At 64.9% G+C, this 22,932-nt stretch carries 22 protein-coding genes and 1 riboswitch; of the genes, 11 read left to right on the forward strand and 11 right to left on the reverse strand.

All coding sequences use genetic code 11. The features are described 5' to 3' along the window. The first annotated feature begins 100 nt into the window (after positions 1 to 100). Positions 101 to 814 carry a ParA family protein gene (locus D3H54_RS29950; protein ID WP_149383837.1) on the forward strand — a complete coding sequence of 238 codons (714 nt, stop codon included), beginning with the start codon at positions 101 to 103 and terminating at the stop codon, positions 812 to 814. Further along, a complete protein-coding gene (locus D3H54_RS29955) occupies positions 814 to 1,656 on the forward strand; it encodes a ParB/RepB/Spo0J family partition protein (RefSeq protein WP_149383838.1) in 843 nt (280 codons plus the stop codon). The genes D3H54_RS29950 and D3H54_RS29955 overlap by 1 nt, the downstream gene beginning before the upstream one ends. A 122-nt stretch (positions 1,657 to 1,778) precedes the next feature. Here the strand turns inward: D3H54_RS29955 and D3H54_RS29960 are convergent, their stop codons facing one another. Beyond that, entirely contained in the window at positions 1,779 to 2,216 is a 438-nt protein-coding gene (locus tag D3H54_RS29960; RefSeq protein ID WP_149383839.1) for a hypothetical protein, read from the reverse strand. Between the two features lie 185 nt (positions 2,217 to 2,401). On the opposite strand from D3H54_RS29960, the gene D3H54_RS29965 reads away from it, so the two are divergent. Continuing rightward, positions 2,402 to 2,638 (forward strand): hypothetical protein, encoded by a 237-nt coding sequence (locus tag D3H54_RS29965; protein ID WP_149383840.1) that lies wholly within the window; start codon positions 2,402 to 2,404, stop codon positions 2,636 to 2,638. A 922-nt stretch (positions 2,639 to 3,560) separates the two neighbouring features. Beyond that, positions 3,561 to 4,898, forward strand: coding sequence for a hypothetical protein (locus D3H54_RS29970; protein ID WP_149383841.1), 1,338 nt, complete (start codon positions 3,561 to 3,563; stop codon positions 4,896 to 4,898). 457 nt (positions 4,899 to 5,355) lie between these two features. On the opposite strand, the gene D3H54_RS29975 is transcribed toward D3H54_RS29970, so the two are convergent. The 6 genes from D3H54_RS29975 to D3H54_RS29995 form a co-directional block, all read right to left on the reverse strand. Then, the gene (locus D3H54_RS29975; protein ID WP_149383842.1) at positions 5,356 to 6,390 is read right to left on the reverse strand and encodes a hypothetical protein; all 1,035 of its coding nucleotides are present in this window, start codon (positions 6,388 to 6,390) and stop codon (positions 5,356 to 5,358) included. 222 nt (positions 6,391 to 6,612) lie between these two features. Then, on the reverse strand, positions 6,613 to 6,993 hold the full coding sequence (locus D3H54_RS29980) for a helix-turn-helix domain-containing protein (RefSeq protein ID WP_149383843.1): 381 nt from the start codon (positions 6,991 to 6,993) through the stop codon (positions 6,613 to 6,615). A gap of 569 nt (positions 6,994 to 7,562) precedes the next feature. Continuing rightward, on the reverse strand, positions 7,563 to 7,742 hold the full coding sequence (locus D3H54_RS32010) for a hypothetical protein (protein ID WP_286199369.1): 180 nt from the start codon (positions 7,740 to 7,742) through the stop codon (positions 7,563 to 7,565). Positions 7,743 to 7,890: 148 nt separating this feature from the next. Next, positions 7,891 to 8,055 (reverse strand): MerR family transcriptional regulator, encoded by a 165-nt coding sequence (locus tag D3H54_RS32015; protein ID WP_286199370.1) that lies wholly within the window; start codon positions 8,053 to 8,055, stop codon positions 7,891 to 7,893. Beyond that, positions 8,048 to 8,386: a hypothetical protein gene (locus D3H54_RS29990; protein WP_149383844.1), complete on the reverse strand. Its 339-nt coding sequence runs from the start codon at positions 8,384 to 8,386 to the stop codon at positions 8,048 to 8,050. Before D3H54_RS29990 ends, D3H54_RS32015 begins: the two co-directional genes overlap by 8 nt. Continuing rightward, positions 8,383 to 9,012 (reverse strand): hypothetical protein, encoded by a 630-nt coding sequence (locus tag D3H54_RS29995; protein WP_168215130.1) that lies wholly within the window; start codon positions 9,010 to 9,012, stop codon positions 8,383 to 8,385. The genes D3H54_RS29990 and D3H54_RS29995 overlap by 4 nt, the downstream gene beginning before the upstream one ends. A 368-nt stretch (positions 9,013 to 9,380) precedes the next feature. Here D3H54_RS29995 and D3H54_RS30000 point away from each other — a divergent pair, with 368 nt between their 5' ends. After that, a complete protein-coding gene (locus D3H54_RS30000; protein WP_149383846.1) occupies positions 9,381 to 9,611 on the forward strand; it encodes a hypothetical protein in 231 nt (76 codons plus the stop codon). After that, positions 9,608 to 9,913 (forward strand): type II toxin-antitoxin system PemK/MazF family toxin, encoded by a 306-nt coding sequence (locus D3H54_RS30005; protein ID WP_149383847.1) that lies wholly within the window; start codon positions 9,608 to 9,610, stop codon positions 9,911 to 9,913. The genes D3H54_RS30000 and D3H54_RS30005 overlap by 4 nt, the downstream gene beginning before the upstream one ends. A gap of 68 nt (positions 9,914 to 9,981) precedes the next feature. Here D3H54_RS30005 and D3H54_RS30010 read toward each other — a convergent pair whose 3' ends face one another. Next, positions 9,982 to 11,019: a tyrosine-type recombinase/integrase gene (locus D3H54_RS30010; RefSeq protein ID WP_149383848.1), complete on the reverse strand. Its 1,038-nt coding sequence runs from the start codon at positions 11,017 to 11,019 to the stop codon at positions 9,982 to 9,984. Positions 11,020 to 11,929: 910 nt separating this feature from the next. After that, on the reverse strand, positions 11,930 to 12,631 hold the full coding sequence (locus tag D3H54_RS30015; protein ID WP_149383986.1) for a type 1 glutamine amidotransferase domain-containing protein: 702 nt from the start codon (positions 12,629 to 12,631) through the stop codon (positions 11,930 to 11,932). A gap of 1,341 nt (positions 12,632 to 13,972) precedes the next feature. Next, positions 13,973 to 14,091, forward strand: a riboswitch (cobalamin riboswitch). A gap of 28 nt (positions 14,092 to 14,119) precedes the next feature. Between D3H54_RS30015 and D3H54_RS30025 the strand changes: the two genes are divergently transcribed. From D3H54_RS30025 to D3H54_RS30040, 4 genes are read left to right on the forward strand one after another with little or no spacing between them, the layout of a single operon-like run. Next, the gene (locus D3H54_RS30025; protein WP_149383850.1) at positions 14,120 to 17,695 is read left to right on the forward strand and encodes a cobaltochelatase subunit CobN; all 3,576 of its coding nucleotides are present in this window, start codon (positions 14,120 to 14,122) and stop codon (positions 17,693 to 17,695) included. Next, positions 17,695 to 18,459, forward strand: a complete 765-nt coding sequence (gene cobF, locus D3H54_RS30030; protein WP_149383851.1) for a precorrin-6A synthase (deacetylating) — start codon at positions 17,695 to 17,697, stop codon at positions 18,457 to 18,459. Before D3H54_RS30025 ends, cobF begins: the two co-directional genes overlap by 1 nt. Next, positions 18,459 to 19,934, forward strand: coding sequence for a cobyric acid synthase (locus D3H54_RS30035; protein ID WP_149383852.1), 1,476 nt, complete (start codon positions 18,459 to 18,461; stop codon positions 19,932 to 19,934). Before cobF ends, D3H54_RS30035 begins: the two co-directional genes overlap by 1 nt. After that, the gene (locus D3H54_RS30040) at positions 19,931 to 20,692 is read left to right on the forward strand and encodes a cobalt-precorrin-6A reductase (RefSeq protein WP_149383853.1); all 762 of its coding nucleotides are present in this window, start codon (positions 19,931 to 19,933) and stop codon (positions 20,690 to 20,692) included. Before D3H54_RS30035 ends, D3H54_RS30040 begins: the two co-directional genes overlap by 4 nt. On the opposite strand, the gene D3H54_RS30045 is transcribed toward D3H54_RS30040, so the two are convergent. Then, positions 20,631 to 21,575 carry a cobalamin biosynthesis protein gene (locus tag D3H54_RS30045; RefSeq protein WP_149383854.1) on the reverse strand — a complete coding sequence of 315 codons (945 nt, stop codon included), beginning with the start codon at positions 21,573 to 21,575 and terminating at the stop codon, positions 20,631 to 20,633. The genes D3H54_RS30040 and D3H54_RS30045 overlap by 62 nt on opposite strands. A gap of 35 nt (positions 21,576 to 21,610) precedes the next feature. Between D3H54_RS30045 and D3H54_RS30050 the strand changes: the two genes are divergently transcribed. Next, positions 21,611 to 22,135 carry a bifunctional adenosylcobinamide kinase/adenosylcobinamide-phosphate guanylyltransferase gene (locus D3H54_RS30050; protein ID WP_149383855.1) on the forward strand — a complete coding sequence of 175 codons (525 nt, stop codon included), beginning with the start codon at positions 21,611 to 21,613 and terminating at the stop codon, positions 22,133 to 22,135. Positions 22,136 to 22,155: 20 nt separating this feature from the next. On the opposite strand, the gene D3H54_RS30055 is transcribed toward D3H54_RS30050, so the two are convergent. Next, positions 22,156 to 22,923, reverse strand: coding sequence for an adenosylcobinamide-GDP ribazoletransferase (locus tag D3H54_RS30055; RefSeq protein ID WP_286199371.1), 768 nt, complete (start codon positions 22,921 to 22,923; stop codon positions 22,156 to 22,158). Between the last annotated feature and the right edge of the window lie 9 nt (positions 22,924 to 22,932).

A 22,932-nucleotide genomic window follows, 5' to 3' on the forward strand; every position in this document is an offset into this window, starting at 1 on the left:
GCTCCGCGTGTCGGCGCGACAGGGCAGGATGTGAATTATAAACTGCGCCTGTCTCATCCGAAGTACCTCGCCGTGCGGGGGAAGCATACGGAAGGCCTTCATGGCTGTTCACGTCGTTCTCAATCAGAAGGGCGGCGTCGGCAAGAGCACGATCGCCGTCAACCTCGCCGCCGTCACCGCCGACGTGCTCAACCATCGAGATGATCCCGAGGCGAGCTCACCGGTCGCCGCTGTCTCCATCGACCCGCAAGGCTCCGCGATTTGGTGGGCTGCCCGCGTCAACGATCTCCCGTTTCACGTCGTGCAGGCCGACGAAGATCTCGATGGACTCAAGAAGCTCGGCGAACTTCCCGGCATTCAACATGTTTACGTCGACACGCCCGGATGGATAGACCTCAACGGTGGCGACGACACCTCTGATCCGCTCGGCGGTGGGCCGGCTGCCGAAGCCTTGCGCGTCGTGCTCGACGTCGCCGATCGCGTCATCGTTCCGATGGAGACCGAGCCGCTCAGCTTCGACCCGACCGCACGAACCATTAATAAAGTCGTTCAACCACGCGGAGTTCCGTATGTGGTGGTCATCAACAACTGGGATCCTCGCGACGGCATGCACGACCTCGACGAGACAAAAGAATTCGTTAGGGCCAACGGATGGCCGCTGGCGCATACGGTGATCCGCCACTACAAATTGCATGCTCGCGCCAGCGCCGACGGCCAGGTGGTGACCGAGTACCCCACGAATCGCGTTGCCTTGCAGGCGCGGGAGGACTTCTACAAATTCGCACTTGAGCTCAACGTGGGGGGAGGACACTGATGGCGCGCGGAGGCCGAACCAGCCTGGCCAGCCTGGCCAGCGAGGTGGGCGACAAATCGCCGGTCGATCAGATTGCCCCGATGCCTAGCCGCACAGCACCGTTGACGGATCTGACACCGAATCCACGCAACCCGCGCGACGATCTCGGCGATCTGTCCGACCTCGAGTCGATCGCCGACATGCAGCTTCAGCCAGCCGTCGTGGTCACCAAAGCCGCTTACCTCAAGCTGTACCCCGAGGACGGCATCGCCACCCGCCTGGTCGTCATCAACGGATGCCGCCGCTTGGCGGCCGCCCATAAGTACGGCCGCACCGATCTCGACATCGTCGTCAACGACGAGATCGCCCGCGATCGCGTGACACTCATCTCTGCATCGATCGCCGAAAACGTCGACCGGCAGGATTTCGATGTCATCGAAGAGGCCAAAGCCGTTGCGTCGCTGGTGAAAGAGTGCGGCACCGCAGCCGACGCGGCCAACCGCTTGCGCAAGACGGAGGCCTGGGTCTCGCAACGGCGGTCGCTGTTGATGCTGGCGCCCGAATTGCAAAGGGCTTTGCGCCGAGGCGAATTGGCGATCAGGGAAGCCCGCCAACTGGCGAGGGTACCGCTCGAACAGCAGGTAGCGCGTTGGCAGGCTGCACAGGACAAGAAGAGCGACGACGGACAGGAAAACAGCACGGCCAACAAGCGGCCGGCCAGTCCGTCCCGCGTGATCGCGAGCGCGCTAAAGGAATTCGACTCCAAGCCACAGCTTCTCGCCAACGCGCTACGGTCACACCTCGGTCCAGACGGAGTCAAGACGCTGCTCGCCACGCTCGCCGCTGAAGCGACCTCTCTCTAGCCCAAGACACCGCTGCCGTTCCACCGTCACGTGACAATTCGGGACGGTATACCTTCGGATCGGATCCGCCGCCAAAACATCAACGTTGTTCCGCATACCGCGTCGAATCGACGCCGCACCATCTACAGCTGGTGAGCCAGCTCACCTAGGTTGCCCGGCGTCATGAACTGCCCCAAGGCATCCAGGTAATTGCGGGCTACCGCGCGGTACTTCTCGGCTGCCTCATTGGTGGAGCGGTCAGCGTCGAGCAGATCCTGCTGTGCTGCGATGAGCAATCGGTTGGCTTCGGTCAGCGAGACCACCTGGGCGCGCAGTTCGTCGACATCTGGACTCGGCGGGGCAAGAACGGCACCCAGCTGCGGCGGAAGCTCATCCGCGTAGACATACCAGCGCAGGCGTTGCGGCCGCGGCATCGCGCCGCCGCGAATCTCGCCGGCGGTGATGGCGCGGATGATCGTGCGCGGATCCTTTTCGAGCCGCTTGGCCGCTTCTGCCAATGACACGACAGGGCCGCCCGGTGTGGTTTCCACGCCCGGCGGCGGCTGCTTCGGTTGTGTCATCGTCGGTCACGTCGGCCGCGAGGGTCGTACTCCTCCCGTAACGACATCATGCGCTAGATTAGGGACATAATAACGACATCGTGACACCCCATGCGCCCGGATGCCACTATTTTGCGGCATCAATGTCGTAAACTAACAGCATCACGACGAGGTGTGGACACCCGCCCTAGCGCCCGGAGGAGACGTTGAGCGATAGCGAATCGCGTAGGCTGACCGCGAAGGTTCTGGTTCGCTTCACCGAAGACGACCTGTGGAAGCTGCAGCAGGAAGCCGATCGGCAGGGCGTGAGCGTTCCGCAGCTCATGCGTGACTTCACTCTGCGCGGACTGCCGTCGCGCCGAACGGGGCGGTCTGTATCCATTGATCAGGGCAGCGGCGACGATCGATCCCGTCAGCCCGCTCCGGCCAGCCACGTCGCCTAGGCGACACCATCGCGCAGGCCCGCCAGGCGTTCGGCAAGATCGGTTCGTCCACGGTCGGTGCGGCACGCCGGTTGCGGCCCGCATTCCCCGCAATTGCAAACCTACGCAGAAGGCGAGGCCCGACACCGCCCGCATCTTGAGCACTTAGAAGGTCCATGGCCAGCCGCGATCTATGTGTCGACACAGACGGTGTACGCGCCGCGGGCGTAACAGCGACCACGGCGGCATCGTGTGCAGCTCCCGCTGCGACCGCCGTTACCATGCACAGGTGATGCAACGTCGGTGCACATGGCCCCACGGGCCGTTGGTAAGTCGAACGGTGACTAGTGTGGAGTTCGGCATACCCGCAGACCTCATCGAACTCACGAGGGTCGGGTTTACCTGACCCGCGCGCAGCTGCTTTCACTGAAGGATGCCGGAACTGACGAACGCGCGGGCCCGGCGGCGGGTCACAGGGTGGGGACTAGGGGCCAGCGGGGTCCCCGCGGGACTCACCGACCTGCCAACGGCTTTTCAGCCAGTTCTCCAATGTCACCAGGCGTCAAGTATTGCGCCAACGCCTGGCGGTACTTGTCTGCGGCCGCGGCAGGGTCGGCATGCGCCGAAAGCAGAAGCAGATTCGCCTCCTCTGACCTCACCAGGGGGCACGCAAATCCGCGACCAGGGCTTCCGTGCTGTCCGAACGCGCAACCCCGGCGCGTGAGCGCTGCCAGGCCGGTGCGCGGGCACGGCCAAAATTCTGCAGGGAGCACACCTCGGCCCCGAATAGGCTTGAAACCTGGCCGATTAAACCGTGACCCCAATAACTTTCGAGAGCCAACACGCAGAGACCGGTACCCCCCTCGGAAGGGAATCCATGACGACGCCGCCCGCTCCGGCCGGACAAACCCTAAAAGATCCGCGCGTCCCTGCAGTCCCTGCCGTGGACAGCGACACGTCCCCGCCCGCACAGCGGAGAGGGCGCGACATCGCGCCGGAACGGGAAGCGCGTACGCCCTGGGTCGCGATCGGGTGCTACGCGGCAGCGGCGGCGTCGCTGATGGTGTCGACCAACACTTCGTGGCGGTTCTTCGACCAAGTGCTACACATCCCCACCGCGTACGGCGAACGGTACTTGATGTTCGCCGTGGCCGAGGTGGCGCTAGTGGTGTGCGGGGCTGGCATGGCGGTAAACGTCAACCGAGACGGCCGACCGGGATCGTTCCGCGTGGTGGTATGGGCCATGGTTATCGCTATGAGCTACATGGCATGGGCGATGTCCACCCCGGAAGAGGCGGTCGGACGAATCCTGCTCGGCCCGGCACTGGGAACGGTGATGCTGCACCTGGGGCTCGGCCTCGAACTGCGCGCCCGCCACCAACGTGCCAACACCATCGCCCGTATCGGCCACGAGCTGCGCGAGCGGTGCCTTTCGCGGCTTGGCCTGGCCGATGATGGCCGCGATGCAGCCCAGCGCACCCGTGATCGCAAGGCATACAAGGCCGCCGCGCTGTCACGGCCGCTGCGGTGGCCGTGGTCGCGGCAGGCCCGCCTGGAGCGCGCACTGCTGGCCGCCGGCGTCGCCGATGATCCCATCATGAGGGATCGCATGCTTGCGCGGCTGGCGGTCGTCCGCCACGCCGACACACTGTCCACGCTGATTCCGTCGTCGCCCTGGCAACGCGCGGAAGATGGCATTAGACCCGGTAAAGAGCCGGCAATCGATAAAGACCGCGCGACGCACGACCTTCCACCGCGCGCGGACGGCAGCCGGGCGCCGCGCACATCATCGGCACAGGCCGCATCAAATGATGCTGGGCGCGCACCGTTCAATAAATCAACGGTGCTGCGCGGCGCACAACGGCAGGCCGTGCACGCGACGCAGCCCGCACCCGCGCCCCGTGCACCGCGCACACTGACGGCCGTGCCCAACTCCGCGGCGCCGCACAACGGCATCGACCAAGTGCGCACGCACGCGCGCACACAGTCGAGCGCGCACAGCGACGACGCCGAGAACGCTATGCGACGCGCAGCTACGCGCCGCATAGTCGATCAAGCGGCGATCCAGCAGTGGCTGCCAGTCGCGGAGACGATCGTCGGGGACGGACTGACAAAAGGACGCATGCGACGGTGGCCGGAGGAGGAGCATCCCGCGGTGGTCGCCACCATCTTGGCCGACCATGCGGCCGGGACGCGGCCCAGCACGATCGGGCGCCACCACCAGGTCCACCACGAGATAGTCGGCAAGATCCTCGCGGCCGCCGACGAGCTCACTGGATAACCGCGTCACGGACGCAGACTCTCCGCGCGTCGCACCGATCGTTGGTGCGGTGTCCACCCCGTTGGGCCGCTGATCAACTTCTTCTTGTTCGGCAGGCCGCGCCAATATGGACATGGGAACCTATGTTCGATTACCGCGCTAGGATGGCGTGCCGTGACCGTGCTCAATCGCACGCGGCGAGGCTACGAAGAGCTAGGCCCGCCGCCGCAGTGCCCGCAGGGGCACCCGCTTCAGGGTCGTGGACGCGTCCTGGTCGGAACCCAGCAATGCACCAGCTGCTGTAATAGTGACCTGGGGCCACACCGGTCGTACACGTGCCGGGTGTGCTGGGAAACCGTTTACGACCCGCTCCCGCGCGGCGACTGTACCTTTGTGGCGTTCGACGGGCGACCAATACGGCATCAAGCGGGGCCGGGGAGTAGGGAGTGTGACGCAGGGGTCCCGCGCACATGGTCCGCTAAGCGCCCTCGGCTGGTTGTGAGGAACCGTTTTGTCTAGCTTGTTGGCGCAACGCTGAGATGCGCGTACGGGTGTTACCCGCCCATTGAGTATTCAGGGCGGCAATTAGCGTCTGCCACATTGGTACCGCGAGCATCCACTGCACTTGGGCGCGACCCATCACCCAAGCAGCGGGGCAGCGTTGCGCCCAGGCCACCGCCGCTAAGCGGGCAACATCGTCGACCATCCAGTACAGCGCTTCCTCGGGATTAGTCGTCGACAGCCACACCGCGCCGCGAGCCGGATCGGTCGTGCTGTACCGCAACTCCGCGCCTTTGAAGCTGTAGAGCGCCCCTGTGTCTCGACGGCGCGCGCGTGAGTGCTTGTGCGCCTTGACTTCTTGTGGGTGGGGAAGGTCGTTTCGCGACATTCCAGTGAGGTCAGCTATGGTGGCGATCGCACCGTCGAGTGCGTGCCTGAAGCGCTCAGTGGAGACTTCGGTGCCATCGACACCCAGGCGCTCAACCGGTGACGCCGGCGGGCGAGCATGTATACGTTCCAGCGGCGGTGGATCTGGCCTGGGTGGTAGCGCCGGCTGCGCCTGCGGGGCCAGTTCCGGCGGGGTTCGCGGCTCCTTGGCGGCGAAATCGACACTTACCGTGCCCACCCAATCCACCTTCGTCGAGTCGAGGACGGTGTCGTACCCCAGACTCGGGTCGACCACATACGCCAGTTCGGCCACGGCGCTGTGCTCCTGCGCGGTGACGGTCGCACTACCGTGCGGCTTCACGGCGATGAAGTACACCCACAAGAACAGTCCGAACTCGTCGCGATCGAGATATTCGGCCTGATAACGGCAGGGATCGGCTGGCTGGCCAATACGGTGTTTGATGGGCTGCTCGAGTTGTGCGCACCAGACCGCAGGACCGCCCTCTCCGCTGGCCAAGTTACCCAGCGTCACCGCCTGTGCCGGCGTGGCCAGCTGTAGGTCCTCTGGTCCGGAGGTAGCGTCGCGCACCACTAGCTTCCGGGCCACCTCGTAGCCGTCGTCCATGCTGTCCCTCCAGGCAGACGCAGCGATCGTCTAACCACTTCGCTTGCTATCACCCTAAGCCGCGGCTGGTGCCAGTCCCGGCACGAAATGTCAGTCGCCGCCTTCAAGAGCGGGTGCGGGGCCTAAGCTGGCGGTCAGTTGCCGGCTTTCGCCAGATCGGCCGCGGAACTGGGGGAGTAGGGCCCCCGGCGGTGTCCATGAGTCTGGAGAATGTCGAGCAGGCTACACAGGGTAATGGGTCGGCAGAATTCCGTTGGCGCTCTTACTTTGCGATTTCCGGGCGGCTTGCTGGTCGGCCTTCGAGGCGTCGAGAGTTAGACCCTGCGGAAGTTTGGGGCGCAGCCGGCGGCCGACGTCGCGCAAGATCCGCGTGTCCCATTCGGTCGTCGCCCTTGGTTCGATAGATATGCCAATGTCGGCGCCCACCGCACTCGCATAGCGCAGCAGCGTCGAGATGTGGGGATCGACCGTCTCGTTCTCGAACCGGCTGATCACGCCTTTATCCACTCCGATCGCCTCGGCTACCTGCGCGATCGTCAAACCGCGGTCTGTGCGTACATCTTTGAGCTCCTTGATCGCCTGCCGGATCAGTGCGTCCGTCATCGTATGCCCTTCGCTAAATGGTCGGTACCGCAGATCAGTTCCAGTTCCAGTTGCACTGTGGTGCAACTCGCGCAGTGTTGCAACGGTGTTCGCGACGCGTACGCAACCTGCGCGGCCCCGCACCGATCTCGGGGAGGGACTCACTCACCGGCGCGATGCGGCGTCGATGGCCGTCGTGGCGGCGCTCAACGCCCCGTGGAGCTGCCGCGGTGCCCGCGTTGCCCACACGGGGGAGCGCCCCGATTCGCGGCCGGGACCGGTCCGGCTGGTTCCTGCGGCGATACTGGGGCCCATGAGTGATGACGGTGGCGGCCAGCACGTCCGACAGACTCCCCGTAAGCGGACGGGAGAGCTGTCGGTCGCCGATTTCACGATGTTGGTACGCGTACATGGCCAGCCTGCCGCGGTGCGGGTGTACTGTGACGACGAACAAGACGAGGCCGCGCGCTATGCAGCCGAGGTCGGGGGAGTTGTTGTCCCACTGCCTCTTTCGCCACCTATCGGCTACACCCCTAGCCACCGACGGGTTTCTGATCCCGTCAGTGGCGGCAGCAGGAGAGGACCGGGCACTAGCTTGAGACCGGCGGCGGTGGCTGCCGCCCCTCAGATGCCAGGGCGTCCAGGTAGGCGTCGTGGTAGCGGGTGATGGCCATCCGCTCGGTGGTGAACTGCTCCAGGACGCCGGTGATGAGCGGTTGGCCCCGCAGCGACGACGCCATGCGGTCGTGGGGCCAGTGGCCAAAGCTCATCAAATCGATGCCGAGGGTCTGCTGAGGGTACTCGCGGGCCTCGGTGATGTCGTTGCGGACCGCTTCCAGTTCAGTGTCCAGACGACGGAGAGCCGAGGCGGCGCGGCGAAGATGGCGATCGCGCTGCTCCTTGAGCAGCCCGACGCAATCAGTCTACGTCGGGATCGCGCTGCGTGGAAACTACACGTGCCCCGCTTTGCCACGAACGACCTGGGGGGAGTAGGCCGTCTGCGGCCATCATCTTGAGGATGTCGGTCGGGATACCGCACAGCTCGGAGGCCTCCGACAGCTTGGCCAGATCAGGATCACTCACCGTGATCCGTTCCCTCGCGGCGACGCGATGCTTCCGCCCGGAGGGAGATGCCGACATTGTTGAGTCGAAACTCGTACTCACCGGAACCGACCAGGAACCAGTCGCCGGTTCCGAAGTCTCCCCGGTCCATCACCACACGCATGGCGCTTCTGATCGCGTCAGCGCTATCACCTTTGAAGCTCGCGAGGTGTATGGCGTGGTGGTCGTACATGTGCCACTCAGGATCCCCGCTCGGCCGCTGCGTTAATGGGGAATCGTCGACGCTGCCTCTGAACCCTTGAAGCAGCCGGTACGTCGTGAGGCGACTGTTGACCGGTTCCTGGTCACTCATGACGAGCCCCCTCGCGCGCGTTGTGCCCATCGCTCGTGGGCGGATTGGGCCGACATTTCTGCTGCTGCACCAATTTTCGCCCAGGACAACTGCTTTGTGCGTGCTTGCAGGACGGCCCGATCCAACTGTTGTTCGCCAGCACGAATAGCTGCGAGTGCGGCTCTGATGTCGGCTTCCGCGTCGATGTCACTGATATGTTCGCTCGACCATACGGCGTGGCCGGCCGTATGGGCGTCGCCAACGATCACATCGAGGACCTCGTCGTCGGCTGCGTAGATACGAAAAGCGCTGGGATCGTGCCTCACTGGCGAGGGCACCCGCGTCCAAAACTGTTGACTAACCCAGCGTTTCGTGGGCATTACATCCCCTGGGGCGTAGCAGTTGCACACAACGCGCCAGCCGATGACGTCGCCCGCGGGCCTGGTCTGGAACGCCGCTTCGCCGCCGTGTCGGCGCACCGCTTCCTGGCCGAATGTTCCGTCGCCGTACTGGTCGACGGCAAGATGCCCGGGTGGGATTCCGGTGCCACTGATTCCCAGCGCACGGCAGCCATCGTCGAACTCGGCGGCCATGTATCCCTCGTGCCATTCGCTGCCTCTGTCGCCCAGCGAGTGCTCCCATCCCATGGATGGGAGCCTACCCGAACATGTCAAGCCTGCCTGATACAATCCCCATATGGACGTCAGGCACACCTGACATAACGGGCTTATCAGGCTAAGTCGACTAATCCGGAAGTTGACTTTCACTTTCCGCCATAGGCTCAAGTGAGCCCACCAAGAGCTCAAGCGCTTGATCTTTTCCACTCTGCGGCACTCCATGAGAGTTGACTCTCTAGCGAGGATCAAAGGGGTTCCATCTGTTGGCCCAGACATGCTGCTGCCGTTTTCCGACCTGTCGATTAGGAACGGTGACCCTAGAAGCCGAATCGTCAGGGTGACGATCGACCCAAGGGTTGATGCTGGTCTCCGCTAGCACCTATTGCTAGTATTGAGCGATGGCACGGATGATCACGTTGCGGCTATCGGAGAGCGCGTATGAGGCGGTCAAACGCTATGCCGACGCGGACCAGCAGTCGATGAACTCCTGGATCGAGAACCTCCTCGACGTCGAGGACATGCGACGTCGGTGCGCGGCGCACGACCAGTGGATGCGAGCGCACCCAGATGCCACTGCGTTCAGCGAGGCGTGGGCCGATCGCAATCTCGACGAGTTGGCGGAGCGTTGAATCAAGCCCCACGCCGAGGCGACATCTGGACAACGAACACCGGGATCGAAGTGCTCGTCATTTCGTCCACGGTCTACAACGACATCCCCAGCGAACCGACCGTCATCGTTGTTCCCGTGTTCGACAGTGAACCGGACACTGGATTTGGCGTGGATCTAGGCGAGAACGATTGGGCCGCACCGGGCCTCGTCACCAGCTTGCGCAAAGCCAGACTCGGCGGTCACCGTCGCCGGATCGACGTCCAGGCGCTCACCGATGTCAACAACATGCTCTTCAAGATTCTCGCGACACCAGATCGGTAGCAGAGGCGACATGCGCTCCGGAATGCCACAAATTCGCACTGATGTGGCTCAGTCCGTCTCCCGAGCCTCTACTCTTTCGGCGACGGTTCGATGAGGCTGTACAGCGAGTTCCGCGCCGCCGCTGCCCGGTTTTCTGTGCCGGCGCCATCAACATAGCGTTGCGAGGTCACCATCGACTCGTGCCCGAGAAGCTTCATTAGCGCGTACACGCTGACATTTCCGTTCGCGAGTTCGGTCGCGAAGGTGTGGCGAAACCCGTGAACCAGGGCACCCGGGGCACGTTGGCTGTTCAACCCGGCCTTCTTGAAGGCACGCAGCACTCGATACTGCAGCGCTCCCCGCGTGATGCGTTCTCCGTCGCTGCCAACGAACAGTGGGGCAGTGGCCGGCCAGGCGGCCAGTCCGCTCTTGGTGGCTCGCCGTTTGGCGCCACCACCTGGAAAACGGGCCATCCGGGATTCTAGATAGGCCTCCAGCTCATAAATTAGTGCCGGTTCGAGGGGTATGCGGCGATCCTTATTGCCTTTACCCCGCACGTGGATCACACCGCCCTCGACTGTTGAGCGGATGTTGCCAACGTCAGCGCGCACGAGTTCGTCCGCGCGTAGTCCTGTGAGCACCGCTACCAGCACGATGGCCCGGTCGCGCTCGGCCCAGTCAGACCGGCGGCGCGATCCACGGTCGAGTTCGATCACCGTCAACAGCGCGGACACTGCCTCCGCTCCAAGCCCTTTAGGGAGCGTCTTGGCGACCTTGGGTCGGCCGATGAGCGGCATCGGATTGCCTGTGATGAGCTCACCTGTGTAGAGGAAGTCGCACAATGTATTCCAGTTCGACCAGCAGCGTCGAATCGACGCCGCCTCGTGGGTGTCGGCATATGTGGCGAATGCTCCCCGCATTGCCTCTTTCGTAATCGCATCGGGCGCTAACTGGGCGACAAATTGGGGGCCATCAGCGAGCAGGGTGGCGATCGCGGCGAAGTCCTGTCGGTAGGCCTTGATGGTATGTGGTGAGGGCTTGCGCACGGAGCGATCGGCGAGGAACGCTGAAAACCAAGCCGGGTAACGCAATTCACTCTCAACCGGACTACGCCGCGCGGGACTCATGCCACAATAGAACCACAGTTATTGATGGATAACGAATGTTATCCACCACGCATGTCTGCGCCGCTTCAACCGGAAAGAAATTCCGTAAGAGCATCGCGCCGACAGCGGCGGATGCGAATAAACTAGAGCATTGCTCTCCTGGCTAAGTATCCGTCAGTCGCCGACCATAAGTGGTATAACGAAATGCATTTATTCACAGAATGATTCGGGAGAACTGACTGTAATGCGGCTATAGAGCAAACTAGTGTAATCCGCAAACCCTCGGTGTCTGTACCCCGCCTAGATGCCCACGTCTGTCCGACGGATAAGAACTTGATGGGCGCAACACTGCTATTTCTGCAGCGGTCGACACCGGCGCTGACCGGCGGGTGTTGGCTGCTCCCATGGATTTACGGGTACCGTCTACCGGCTATCGCAGGGTAGAGCAGTGCCATCACCTGATCGAGTCCGCCTCGAGCGAGATCGATTCCACCGGTCAGCGCCGCGGTCGAATACGTCCGTGCGCACCTAGAAGAGCCTGTCGTCAATGGATTGGCCGAACACGTGTGTGTGAGCCCGTCGGTGTTCGCCCATCTGTTCCGCGAATCGATCGGCGTCAGCCCCTACCAATTAGTGAGCGTGCGCCTGGAGCGGGCGCGGGTTTTGCTAGTCGAGGGACGGCCCGAAGGGTCAGCGAAGCCGCCCGTCGGGCGGGCTATTCAACGTCTGTCGCACTTCATCAACGAGTTCAAACGCCGCCACCCGGTGACTTCACGCGAGTACGCGGTTATGCAAAGGGGCAGTGTGTCGCTGCAGTTCTGGCCATGCACGGCCGCCCGATAGTGCTGCACAGGACACGGTCCAACGCCGACCTTCGGTTGGAGGTAGGTGAGATCGATCCCCAAGCCCTACAAAAGCGCGTCGGGTCCGGCTAAAAGTCGGCGACCAGGCGGCGCGCCAGGGCTTCAGATGATGCCGGATTTTGGCCGGTGTAGAGATTTCGGTCGACCACGACTCGCTCACCCCAAGGCTCGGCGGCTGAGGTGTATAGACCACCTTCAGCCTTGAGCCGATCTTCCAGCAGCCATGCCGCCGACTCGGCATGGCCCACCTGGTCCTCTTCGACATTGCTGAAGGCTGTTATTTGGTAGCCGGAGAACAGCCAGTTGCCGTCATCGGAGCGGGCCGCCAGCAAGGCCGCCGGGCCGTGGCACACCGCTGCCACAGGCTTACCTGAGTCGGCGAACGCTCGCACCATCGCCCCGAAGCGCTCAGACACCGCTAGGTCTTCCATCGGTCCGTGGCCCCCAGGCATAAACACGAGATCGAAGTCGGTCGGGTCGAGGTCTTCGAGGACCTTGGCACTGTTGAGTTCATCGCCGATGGAGGCAATGTAGGCGGCGATCGCCTCTCCGGCCTCGACGCTGCCGCCGTTCATTTCCGGGGTGTATCCCGCTTTGTCGTCGGTTGGCGTCACCCCACCGGGTGTGGCAATAGTGATGTCGAATCCCGCCTCAGCGAACACTCGGTGGGGAGTGGCGAGCTCCTCGGGCCAGTACCCACAAGAATGTTTGGTGCCGTCTGCCAGCGTCCAGTAATCGACGCCAGTGACGGCGATCAGAACGGAAGTCATATCTACCTCACTTGGTTGTTCGCGAGCGAACGGCGCGCGGTGTGTTCCGCGCGCCGATGGCCAGTACACGCCGTGCCGGCGCGCGTGCGGCCCGGCGCTCATCAAATGCCGGGGGGGTCGCCATTAGCAGGGAGCCGAAGCTTTCTGGGTGGAATGGGCAACAGTCGGCAGGAACCCTGTAACTGGGCCACCCGTGACCTCCCATAGTATGTTGACTCGCAGCCCAGGAGCGGCGTTTTGATCGGAAAACACATTGCATAACCCGAATTCGGCTTCTGGTTTTACAAGCTTGGCCGATGACACGCCGCGCGACACGACATACTTCGCCGAACCTGACTGGGCTTTCACGACGGGGAATTCGAAGGATGGTCATGACGTCAATCCACGGATTGCGCATTCAAATCTCGTTCGTCGGAGCATAGATGCGAATGGACTTATCGAGGTGTCATTGCCGTGAATCCCGAGCCATACGTGGTGATCGCCGATCACCAGGTGCGTCCCCGCACCTGTGACGTCGTCGCAGCAGCACTGTACGAGCACGGGAAACGGCCCGCGCAGAGCCGGGCTCCTCATCGGATTTGCGGCGCATTGCAGCATCGCTGACGCGGACTCATCGCGATGTACGAGACTTATCGCAGCGAAGCAGATTGGCACATCCACCAGCGAAGCCCGCGTCACCGCACCTGCATTAGCGAGACCATCGTGTCGTTGCTCGTGGCCCAAAGAATACGGGAATGTGGCACCTCGCTCTCGTAGACTCAATTGCCAGACCTGTGTTGGAAGGTGCGCCGTATGTACGTTGAATTGAGAACAAGTCCTCGGTGCCCGAATGCGGACTCTGCTCGACAAATGCTGAAGGATTGCTTGGCAGTTACCGGCGTTGAGGCGACAGTCATCGAACGGATTGGGACATACCACTCGCCGAGCGTGCTGATCGATGGTGTTGACGTGATGAATCCCGGAGCAGCATCGGTCGGCGAAGCTTGTCGGCTCGATGTGCCTTCCCGTGAACGGGTTTTGGCGGCGTTGGCGGCTGCCGCTGCCCGCGGTTAACTTGCCGCAGATCCAGGCATCCCTTCTGCGCCAGAGCCCCTGGTTGCCGAGGTAAGCCCCACTGCGTGAACGACAGGCCGCTTCCTGACCGACATCACCATAAATTGGCATCAGGCGGACGCGACGACAGGCGGCGTGCGATCGAGACCTCCTGGGCCCCGGTTGGCCGTGACCATGAATCGCAGTCGCAGGCGACGCTCGGTTACTAGCGCCGCGGTGCGCGGGTCGCTCGCCGAGGGGCACCAGGATATTGCTTGCGGTAGGCAGGCAGGCAGGCTTGGACTAATATCACGGAGCACGTCTCGTGGCGCTGGAACCCGGTGGAAATCCGGGGCGGTTCCGCCACTGTGAAGGCCGCCTACCCGGCGCGCCAGTAGCCAGACACTGGTCACGAGGCCATCCGACCGCAAGGGGCGAGAACCCCTAGGAGGACCTATGGACTCTGTCCAATCGCGCAATATCGCGCTTTTATCGACGTCCGACACGGATCTGCTGTCGGCCCGCGCGAGTAGAGCGAAGTTCAGCCTCGGCAATCCCGCCCGCCAGCCCATCGCGCCGGTACTCGACGGCGCAGCTCTCGTTGTCCTACGGGTCCTCGGGTCCTCGGGTCAGATCACCGAGGAACTCAAGTTGCTCCGTGCCAGCGGGCTGCCGTTGGTAGTGCTCGGCGGCGAGCGGCAACCGAGCGCCGACCTGATGGAGCACTCCACTGTCCCCATAAGGATTGCAGCGCAGGCGCATTCATATCTCACCGAAGGCGGTCCGGCGAACCTCGCGCAGCTACACGCCTTCCTATGTGACACAGTGCTGCTCACTGGCGACGGCTTCGAGGAACCCGTCGTCATCCCCGAATGGGGACTTGCCGAGCGGCCGGTCAACGAAACCCAACCCCGGGTGGGCATTCTTTACTACCGTGCTCACGAAGTGAGCGGCAATTCGGCGTTTGCGCATGCCCTCGCCGACGCGATCGACGCCACGGGTGACATGGTCGGAGTTCCGGTGTTCGCGTCGTCGCTGCGCACTGCGCCGCAGGAGCTGTTCGACGTCCTGAGCACCTTCGACGCCCTGGTCGTCACCGTGCTGGCGGCCGGCGGTTCGAGGCCTGCCACCGCGGTCGCGGGGGAGGACGATGGGTCCTGGGACATCGAACGGATCGCCGCGCTGGACATCCCGTGCCTCCAAGGCCTGTGCCTGATGTCGTCGCGCGAGGAATGGCAGTCGAACGACGACGGGGTCACACCGCTGGACTCTGCGACCCAAATAGCGATCCCGGAATTCGACGGCCGCATCATCACCGCGCCGTTCTCGTTCAAGGAGATAGACGCCGACGGGCTGCCCCGTTACGTCGCCGACAGAGAGCGTTGCGCGCGCGTTGCGGGTATCGCCGTGAACCATGCGCGTTTACGCCGAACCCCCAACGGCGAGAAAAGGCTTGCCCTGGTGCTGTCGGCCTACCCCACCAAAAACTCCCGCGTCGGCAACGCGGTCGGTCTGGACACGCCGGCCTCAGCGGTGCGCCTGTTGCGCCGTCTCGCCCAAGAGGGCTACGACGTGGGCGACGGGTTCGGTGTACTGGGCATCGACGACGAGAGCGAAGCCGGCGACCGGCTGATCCACACCCTCATCGATGCTGGCGGTCAGGATGAGAACTGGCTCACCGCAACAAAATTGAGCGACGCCCACGTCACGGTCACGGCGCAGCAGTACGCCGGCTGGACCGCGAACCTACCGCGGGAGCTGCGCGATGCGATGACGCGGACGTGGGGGGAGGCGCCTGGCAGCCTGTTCGTCGACGGCGCGGGTGACATTGTGCTCGCAGCGTTGCGGTCGGGCAACGTCGTGCTGATGATTCAACCGCCGCGCGGATTCGGCGAGAACCCGGTGTCGATCTACCACGACCCCGACATGGCGCCGAGTCACCACTACCTGGCCGCCTACCGGTGGCTGGAACACGGCTTCGGCGCAAACGCAGTCGTGCACCTAGGCAAGCACGGCTCGCTGGAATGGCTGCCGGGCAAGAACGCCGCGTTGTCTGCCGCGTGCGCCACCGACGCGACCATCGGCAACCTCCCGTTGGTGTATCCGTTCCTGGTCAACGATCCCGGCGAGGGTGCGCAGGCCAAGCGCCGTGCACACGCGACCGTCGTCGACCACCTAATTCCGCCGATGGCGCGGGCGGAGAGCTACGGCGATATCGCTCGGCTCGAGCAATTGTTGGATGAGTACGGGAACATCGCGGCGATGGATCCGGCAAAGCTGCCGGCCATCCGCGGCGAGATCTGGAGCCTCATGCGTGCCGCGGAGATGCATCGCGATCTGGGTCTGGATGAGCGCCCGGACGACGAGGAGTTCGATGACTTTCTACTGCACGTGGACGGATGGCTGTGTGAGATCAAGGACGCCCAGATCCGCGACGGCCTGCACATCCTCGGTGGCGCGCCTGTGGGAGAGGCGCGAGTCAACCTAGTGCTCGCCATCCTGCGCGCCGCGCAGGTGTGGGGCGGCCGTGATCACGCGGCGCCCGGTCTGCGGGCCGCACTCGGTTTGAAGGAGGGCGCGGAGGCCGCCGCCGTCGACGAGATCGAGGCGCGCGCTCGGGCGCTCGTGGTGGCGATGGAGTCCACGGGTTGGGATCCCGGCGCTGTCGATGCCCTGCACGAGGCGCCCGACGTGCGTAAGGTACTGCGCTTCGCCGCGACGGATGTAGTGCCGCGGCTGGCGGGCACCGCCCACGAAATCGACGCTGTATTGCACGCTCTCGCAGGCGGATTTGTGCGACCGGGCCCGTCGGGTTCGCCGCTGCGCGGACTGGTCAACGTCCTCCCGACTGGCCGTAACTTCTACACCGTCGACCCCCGGGCCGTGCCCTCACGGCTGGCCTGGCAGACCGGCCACGCGATGGCCGAATCGCTGATCAAGCGCTACGTCGATGACACCGGCATCTACCCGGAATCAGTCGGCCTGTCGATTTGGGGCACGAGCGCCATGCGCACGTCTGGCGACGATGTTGCGGAAGTGCTTGCCCTACTTGGAGTTCGGCCTGAATGGGACGATGCATCCCGGCGTGTCAGCAAGCTGGAAGTCATCTCATTGGAGGAGCTGGGTCGGCCGCGCATCGACGTGACGGTGCGCATCTCGGGATTCTTCCGCGACGCGTTCCCGCATGTCGTGACAATGCTCGACGATGCTGTGCGCATGGTCGCGACCCTCGACGAATCTGACGCCAAGAATTTCGTCGCTGCACACGCCCGCGCCGACCTGGCCGCGCATGGTGACCAAAGACGTTCCACTGCAAGAATTTTCGGCTCCAAGCCGGGAGCCTATGGTGCGGGTATCTTGCAGGTCGTCGAATGCGGCACCTGGCGCGACGACAGGGATCTCGCCGAGGTGTACACAGCCTGGGGCGGGTTCGCGTACGGCCGGGGGCTAGACGGGGTCGCAGCGGCTGACGACATGCGCACCAACTACGCACGCATCAAGGTCGCCGCCAAGAACGTCGACACTCGCGAACACGACATCGCCGACAGCGACGACTACTTCCAGTACCACGGCGGCATGATCGCAACCGTCCGCGCGCTGACTGGCTCGGACCCCAAGGCATACATGGGTGATTCGACGACACCCGACGCGGTGCGTACCCGTACTCTGTCCGAGGAGACCGCCCGCGTCTTCCGCGCCCGCGTGGTGAACCCCCGGTGGATCTCGGCGATGCGCCGACACGGCTACAAGGGTGCGTTCGAGCTGGCCGCCACGGTCGATTACCTCTTCGGTTTCGACGTGACCGCGGGCGTCGTGCATGACTGGATGTATGAGAAGCTCGCGCAGGAGTACGTACTCGACCCCGCCACACGGAAGTTCCTTGACACCTCCAACCCATGGGCGCTGCACGGCATCGTCGAACGGCTGCACGAGGCTGCCGACCGGGGCCTGTGGGCAGAGCCGTCGCCGGACACCATGGCCGCGCTGAAGCAGGCCTATCTGGAGGTCGAGGGCGAGCTGGAGGACCGGTAATGGTGCGGGTGCGCATCCTGGGCGTGGGTATGGGACCCCAGCACGTCACCACCGAGGCCGCCGAAGCGCTCCGGTCCGTGGACTACGTGCTCGCGGCGGATAAGGGCGACGGAAGCGACGCTGACGGACTGTTGGATCTGCGCCGCGCCATCGTCGCGGACAACGCCGGACCGGGAGGGCCGGCCGAAGTGGTGGCCCTGCACGACCCGCCACGCGACCGCTCGGATCGATTGACCACCGCCGGATACGAGAGGGCGGTCTCAGACTGGCATGCAGCCCGGGCGGCGCGGTACGCGAGAATTCTCCAGCAGCGCGGCGGCACCGCGGCATTCCTGGTCTGGGGCGATCCGTCCTTGTATGACTCGACCATCCGCATCGTAGAACGCATCCGCGACCTCGGAATGAACGTGGACTACGACGTGCTGCCCGGAATCAGCGCGCCGCAACTGTTGGCCGCGCGGCACCGGATCGTCTTGAACGAGGTGGGCCGCCCCGTCCACGTAACCACCGGACACCGCCTGCAGGAGGCTGTCGCGGGCGGACTCGACAACATCGTTGCGATGCTCAACCCGCCACCGGAGCGGCTGGATCTCACCGGGCTGGACGACTGGACCATCTGGTGGGGCGCAAATCTCGGAGCCACGGGCGAGCGGCTGGTCTCGGGCCGGCTCGGTGACGTGTTCGGCTCCGTCGTTGAGGCGCGGCGCGCGGCCAAGGCGGAAACGGGTTGGGTGATGGACCTGTTCCTAGTGAGGAAGACCTGATGGCAGGCCTACTCGTTGCCGGCACCGCAAGCGACGCGGGCAAGAGCATTGTGACCACAGGTCTGTGCCGCGCACTGGCGCGCCGCGGCATGAAGGTGGCGCCGTACAAGGCTCAGAACATGTCGAACAACTCGATGGTCTGCATCGGTCCCGACGGCCATGGCGTGGAAATTGGCCGCGCCCAATGGGTTCAGGCGATGGCAGCGCGGGCGACACCGGAGGCGGCGATGAACCCGGTCCTGCTCAAGCCAGGCAGTGACCGCCGCAGCCACGTGGTTTTGATGGGTCGGCCGTGGGGCAGCGTGGCCTCCTCCGACTGGCTGGAGGGGCGACGCGTATTGGCTCACGCGGCGTACACGGCGTTCGACGATCTCGCCGGGCGTTTCGAACTCGTCATCGCAGAAGGCGCGGGCAGCCCGGCTGAGACCAACCTGCGCGTGGGCGATTACGTGAATATGGGGCTGGCTCGCCATGGGCGGCTTCCGACTGTCGTCGTCGGCGACATCGACCGTGGCGGCGTGTTCGCCGCGTTCCTGGGCACCGTCGCACTGTTGTCGCCGGAGGATCAGTCGCTGATTGCCGGCTTCGTGATCAACAAGTTTCGTGGTGACATGACCCTGCTCGGCCCGGGCTTGTGCGACCTCGAAAAGGTCACGGGCCGATCGGTTTACGGGACGTTGCCCTGGCATCCTGACATGTGGCTAGACTCCGAGGACGCTCTTGATTTGCAGGGCCGGCGAGCGGCGGGTATGAAGGCTCACCGGGTCGCGGTGGTACGCCTCCCGCGGATCAGCAATTTCACCGACGTGGACGCGCTCGGGCTAGAACCTGACCTGGACGTCGTGTTCGTCAGCGACTCTCGCGGGCTCAGTGACGCCGACCTGGTGGTCATCCCGGGGACCCGCGCAACGGTCGCGGATCTCGGCTGGATGCGTGAGCGTGGTCTCGACCGGGCGGTGGCGGCACACGTCGCTGCGGGCAGGCCACTGCTCGGGATCTGCGGCGGATTCCAGATGCTCGGCCACGAGGTCTGTGACCCTGACGGTGTCGAGGGGTCGGTTGCGGGCATCAAGGGCCTGGGTCTGCTCGACGTCACGACAACGTTCGCGCCGTCGAAGGTGCTGCGACTGCCGCAGGGGACGGGCTTCGGCGCGCCTGCCGCCGGCTACGAGATCCACCACGGCCGAATCACCCGTGGCGCAGGTGCGGACGACTTTCTCGGTGGCGCGCGGGTGGGCCGGGTCTTCGGGACCATGTGGCACGGCTCCCTGGAGGGCGACGCGCTCAGAGCTGCGTTCCTGCGTGAGACGCTCGGCATCGAACCGTCGGGAATCTGTTTCGCCGCCGCACGCGAGCGCCGCCTCGACCTGCTTGCCGATCTTGTCGAAGAACATCTGAACGTCGACGCGGTGCTCGCGCTCGCGCGCGGTGGCGCCCCTGCGGGCCTGCCGTTCCTGCCGCCGGGTGCACCGTGAGCACGCTACGGGTACTGCTGCTCGGAGGAACCTCGGAGGCACGGGGGCTGGCGGCACGGCTGATCAAAGACGGTGTGGCCGTGACGAGTTCACTCGCCGGCCGGGTTGCAGAACCGCGGATGCCGGTCGGCCCGGTGCGCATAGGTGGATTCGGTGGTGTCGACGGCCTGCGCGACGCGTTGGCGAACTTCGACGCCGTCATCGATGCCACCCACCCCTTCGCGGCGACGATCTCGGCCAACGCCGTCGCCGCCTGCACTACGGGAGGTGTCCGGCGCCCATTGCTCCGGCTGCAGCGCCGGGGGTGGGAGGACCGCTCCAGCCCGTCGTGGCATTGGGTGGACAATCACCCGCACGCGGCGACCGAGGCGGCACGACTCGGCAACAGGCCATTCCTGACCGTTGGCCGCCAGCGGCTCAGCGAATTCATTCCTGCGCTCGAGAATTCGGCGGTACTCGCACGCGTGGTCGACGAACCGGATATCGTCATGCCGGCGAGTTGGCGAATAATCAATGACCGCGGGCCGTATGACCTCGTGGGTGAGCTGGCCGCGTTGCGCGACCACCGGGCCGACGTCCTCGTCACGAAGGACTCCGGTGGCGAATACACATGGCCAAAGTTGGCGGCGGCCGAAGCCCTTGAGCTTCCCGTAGTTGTCGTGCGCCGACCCCGATTACCTGACGGTGTGCCAATTGTCAGCCATGTCGAGGCCGCCGTGGCATGGCTGCACACAGTAGACACAAGCTTGCCACGGTGAGCACGGCGCCCAGCCCGACGCGCGACGCGAGCCGATTACTGCGCGACACGTCGGCGTGTGTCGGCGGTCTGCCGTCGCCCATCAGCGCACGGTGTTCGACCCTGCCTCCGTAGTACATGTTCGTGCCGCCGAGTCGAATGCCAAGAGCACCAGCGAAACTCGCCTCCAGAATACCTGCGTTGGGGCTCGGATGGCCGCGCGCGTCGCGTTGCCATGCCGTGAGCGAACCGCGCCGATCGGGACCGATAATCACGGTGAGGCATCCGCCCAGCCGGGATCCCGGCAGCCCCAGTACGTCATCGAGACGTGCTGCAGCCCAACCGAAGCGTTCGTAGCGGGGGTTGTGATGACCGATCATCGCGTCGAGGGTGTTGGCAGCCCGATGGGCGATCAGGCCCGGTACTCCGGCAATGGCACCCCACGCCAGCGAGGCGACGACGGCGTCGCCGGTGTTCTCGGCGACGGACTCGATCACGGCGCGAGCTACCTCGTCGGGCGTGAGATCTGCGGTGTCACGCCCCACGAGGCGGCTGACCTGGCGCCGCGCAGCATCGAGCTCGCCTGCCTTCAGCAGCTGCCCGACAGCATCCGCCTCTCGCTCGAGCGAGCGTTCACCCAGCACCGCCCAGGTCACCGCCGCTGTGAGCAACGCGGCGCCCATGCCGTCGCGACTGCGGCGCTCGACAAGCCAGCCCAGCGCGGCTGGACCGCCGACCAGCAGCAACACATGGGCGATCCCCCGACAGCGGCTGTCGCCGTACGTGCGGCGCTCAAGCACCGTCGCAGCCTGACCGAAGCCGGCGACCGGGTGAAACCGCTGGGGATCCCCGAGCAGACGGTCGGCGGCGTAACCGAGGAGCAACCCAGCCCCGCGGGACACCATCGCGTTCACCCGTCACCGCCGAGTACCATGGCGCAGTGCGGATCCTGGTTATCGGAGGGGTGCGCTCCGGTAAGTCGGCGCACGCCGAGGGGATGCTTCGCGCAGCCCCCGGCGTGATGTACGTCGCGCCGGGTCGTCCGGCCGACGGCTCCGACCCGGGCTGGGACGCCCGTGTCGCCCAGCACAAGTCGCGTCGACCATCCAGCGGGGCGACAGTCGAGACCACGGACTTGCCTGAGGCACTTGTCAACTCGCCGGGACCCGTGCTGATCGACTGCCTCGGCACCTGGCTCGTGGCGCTGATGGATGACGGGCAGCTCTGGAACGCACCTCCGGCGCAATCGCGCGCCGCCGTCGACCGACACCTCGATGCGCTGTGCGACGCACTGACCGGGATGCCCGACGTCGTCGTCGTCACAAACGAGGTTGGTCTCGGGGTTGTCCCGGCACATCGCTCCGGCGTCGTCTTCCGCGACCTCCTGGGCATCGTGAACCAGCGGGTTGCCGCCATTTCCGAGGAAGTGCATCTGGTAATCGCGGGCCGCGTGCTTCGGCTCTGAACACCCACCTATCGACCCGATCACGCGAGAGCCACCAACAGCGACGCAAGAGCCAACTCAATGGCTGCGCCGAAGACGTCGCCCGTGACCCCGCCGATGCGCGTGACGACGCGGCGCAGCAGCAGCGCCACCACCGCAAGAGCAAGGGCTGCTGCGAGCACGCCACGCCACAGGGGTAGTCCTGCCCACTCGCACACCGCCGCGAGGGCCAGGCCGGCAAGCAGCCAGACGACGGTGGCGAAGGTCCGCGGAAGGCTGCCCGCGTAGACCTCACCAAGCCCGCCGGGCCGGGCTGATGGAACGCCGCGGGCACAACAGATTACGAGGGCGGCCCGTGACACGACCACGGCGAGGCTAGCCAGCACGGCCCCCGCTGGCGTGACCATGAGCGCGCTGAGCGCCGTGGCTTGGACGCCGATCACGATGACGAGCGCGACCACGCCGGCCGGCCCGGCGGTGCCAGACTTCATCACTTCGAGGGCGCGGGCTCGGTCATACGATGCGGCCAGGCCGTCGACCGTGTCGGACAGCCCGTCGAGGTGCAGGCACCGGGTGCCCAGCGCCAGCACGCCAACGGCAAGGAAGCCGCTGACCAGCGCCGGCAGCCCAAGTGCCCGGCCGACAAATCCGACGACACCCATCGTCCCGCCCAGCAGCACGGCGGCGGCAGGCGCGACAAGTACTGCGGTTCGTGCAGTGTGTCGGTCGACTCGTGGTGGCGGGCGCACCGGAGAGACCGTCAGGGTGCCGACGGCAAGCCGCCAGCCTTCGAGCAGTTCCAGGGGCACTGGGCAGCG

Origin of the sequence: Mycobacterium sp. ELW1 (assembly GCF_008329905.1) — a bacterium.
GTDB lineage: Bacteria > Actinomycetota > Actinomycetes > Mycobacteriales > Mycobacteriaceae > Mycobacterium.

Excerpts from the sequence above, each read along its gene's own strand:
- D3H54_RS30000 (WP_149383846.1), top strand. The coding sequence starts at position 9,381 with ATGGCACGGATGATCACGTTGCGGCTATCGGAGAGCGCGTATGAGGCG.
- D3H54_RS29960 (WP_149383839.1), bottom strand. The coding sequence starts at position 2,216 with ATGACACAACCGAAGCAGCCGCCGCCGGGCGTGGAAACCACACCGGGC.
- D3H54_RS30045 (WP_149383854.1), bottom strand. The coding sequence starts at position 21,575 with ATGGTGTCCCGCGGGGCTGGGTTGCTCCTCGGTTACGCCGCCGACCGT.
- D3H54_RS30025 (WP_149383850.1), top strand. The coding sequence starts at position 14,120 with ATGGACTCTGTCCAATCGCGCAATATCGCGCTTTTATCGACGTCCGAC.
- D3H54_RS30010 (WP_149383848.1), bottom strand. The coding sequence starts at position 11,019 with ATGAGTCCCGCGCGGCGTAGTCCGGTTGAGAGTGAATTGCGTTACCCG.
- D3H54_RS29995 (WP_168215130.1), bottom strand. The coding sequence starts at position 9,012 with ATGGGATGGGAGCACTCGCTGGGCGACAGAGGCAGCGAATGGCACGAG.
- D3H54_RS30015 (WP_149383986.1), bottom strand. The coding sequence starts at position 12,631 with ATGACTTCCGTTCTGATCGCCGTCACTGGCGTCGATTACTGGACGCTG.
- D3H54_RS29955 (WP_149383838.1), top strand. The coding sequence starts at position 814 with ATGGCGCGCGGAGGCCGAACCAGCCTGGCCAGCCTGGCCAGCGAGGTG.
- D3H54_RS29950 (WP_149383837.1), top strand. The coding sequence starts at position 101 with ATGGCTGTTCACGTCGTTCTCAATCAGAAGGGCGGCGTCGGCAAGAGC.
- D3H54_RS29975 (WP_149383842.1), bottom strand. The coding sequence starts at position 6,390 with ATGGACGACGGCTACGAGGTGGCCCGGAAGCTAGTGGTGCGCGACGCT.
- D3H54_RS29980 (WP_149383843.1), bottom strand. The coding sequence starts at position 6,993 with ATGACGGACGCACTGATCCGGCAGGCGATCAAGGAGCTCAAAGATGTA.
- cobF (WP_149383851.1), top strand. The coding sequence starts at position 17,695 with ATGGTGCGGGTGCGCATCCTGGGCGTGGGTATGGGACCCCAGCACGTC.
- D3H54_RS29990 (WP_149383844.1), bottom strand. The coding sequence starts at position 8,386 with ATGAGTGACCAGGAACCGGTCAACAGTCGCCTCACGACGTACCGGCTG.
- D3H54_RS32010 (WP_286199369.1), bottom strand. The coding sequence starts at position 7,742 with ATGAGCTTTGGCCACTGGCCCCACGACCGCATGGCGTCGTCGCTGCGG.
- D3H54_RS30035 (WP_149383852.1), top strand. The coding sequence starts at position 18,459 with ATGGCAGGCCTACTCGTTGCCGGCACCGCAAGCGACGCGGGCAAGAGC.